Origin of the sequence: Floridaenema aerugineum BLCC-F46 (genome assembly GCF_041929345.1) — a bacterium.
Classification (GTDB): Bacteria; Cyanobacteriota; Cyanobacteriia; order Cyanobacteriales; family Aerosakkonemataceae; genus Floridanema; species Floridanema aerugineum.
This window is the reverse complement of the sequence record NZ_JBHFNQ010000096.1, coordinates 1-1,651: the sequence shown is the minus strand read 5'-3', so window position 1 is coordinate 1,651 and position 1,651 is coordinate 1. Positions and strand designations below refer to the sequence as shown.

The 1,651-nt window shown below is 43.9% G+C and carries 1 protein-coding gene; it reads right to left on the bottom strand.

Going from position 1 to position 1,651, the window contains the following annotated elements; translation table 11 throughout:
* A partial coding sequence (locus tag ACE1CC_RS12495) for a CHAT domain-containing protein (RefSeq protein ID WP_413270761.1) occupies positions 1-1,651 on the bottom strand: 1,651 nt, incomplete at both ends.

The following is a 1,651-nucleotide window of genomic DNA, read 5'->3' as shown; positions in this document are numbered from 1 at the left end:
CATGGTTGGATTACCGACAATTAAATTTTGGAAACTCTTTTCTCCTGCACCTCTGCTTTGCTGCATTTCTGCTTTTTTAGCATGAGTTAATTCTAAGACTTGAATTGAGGGTGCGGTGAGAATTGTATGTTTTTCGATTAAATGTTTGCCAATTTCGTCTTGTAAAGCGACGAAGGGAACTAAGAATAACGCTGATTGGGGAACGAAGATAACATGATTATTGGGATCGGTTGGGAGTAAATCGGCTATTGGTTTGATTAGTATGTAGTGGAGTTTTTGCAGGCGTTGTTTTTCGTTAACTCCGGGTTTGAGGGCGATGATTGCAGTTGCACGACCTCTGACACCAATAGAGTCACGAGTGTTAATAACAAGTTCTGCCAGGGAAGTGTTTTGTTGTTGCCATAAAGGTTTGAGATCGACTTTGCGGAAGTTGACTTCACCTGTGGGTTTGATTACCCAAATGTAAAGTTCTGATTCTTCGATTTGTCTTTTGCCTTGAATTTTGAAGTCATCAAAAATAATGGAATATTGTACTAAAGTCGCATTTTGCTTTTGGGCAATTTGTTTAATTTGCTCAATTGTTGGTTTTAAAGATGCAGCAGGGATGATTTCTTTGGGGTTGGCTGAAAGTCGCCTGGTGAGTAATTCGACAAAAGCTCTGCCTCTACCTCGTTCGGAAATTTCTAATGCTGTTGTGGTTTTATTTTGGGCAATTAGGACTTTTTGTAAAATGCGATAGGTGTTAGCTTGTTCCTCAAATATAGACACTTTGTTAGCATCGTCGTCACCTAATCTCTCTCGTAGAGATTCACTCACTTCAATTCCTTGGAATAGGATTTTCTCTGCTTCTGCTAAACTTCCAGAGTTGTAGAGAGCTAGACCCAAATTAGTTAAAGTTGATCTTTCACCGTTGCGATCGCCAAGTTCCCGGAAAATAGCTAAACTCTGCTGGGAGTAATCAATCGCTTTGCGGTAGTCTCCCAGAGAATTGTAAGCAACACCCAGACTTCCCAGTGCATTTCCTTCACCGTTGCGATCGCCAATTGACCGTGCAATCGCTAAAGTCTGTTGGTAGTACTCAATCGCCTTGCGGTAGTCTCCCAGAGAACGGTAAGCAACACCCAGATTTCCCAGTGCTGCTCCTTCACTTTTGCGATTGCCAATTTCTCGTGCAATCGCTAAACGCTGCTGCTGGTAATCGATCGCCTTGCGGTAGTCTCCCAAGGAACGGTAAGCTTCACCCAGATTTCCCAGTGCATTTCCTTCACTCTCGCGATCGCCAATCTCTCGTGCGATCGCTAAACTCTGCTGGTAGTACTCGATCGCCTTACGGTAGTCTCCCAGGGAATAGTAAGCAAGACCCAGATTTCCCAGAGATTGTCCTTCACCGTTGCGATCGCCAATTTCTCGTGCAATCGCTAAACTCTGCTGCTGGTACTCGATCGCCTTGCGGTAGTCTCCCAGGGAATAGTAAGCAAGACCCAGATTTCCCAGAGATTGTCCTTCACCGTTGCGATCGCCAATTTCCCGATAAATAGCTAACGCCTGTTGCCAAGACTGCAATGCTTCTCTAAATTTACTTGTTTGAAACTGCTGAATCCCTTGCTGAAAAAGTCGATCTGCCTCAGCTTTACGAGGGTTATTTTGTTGT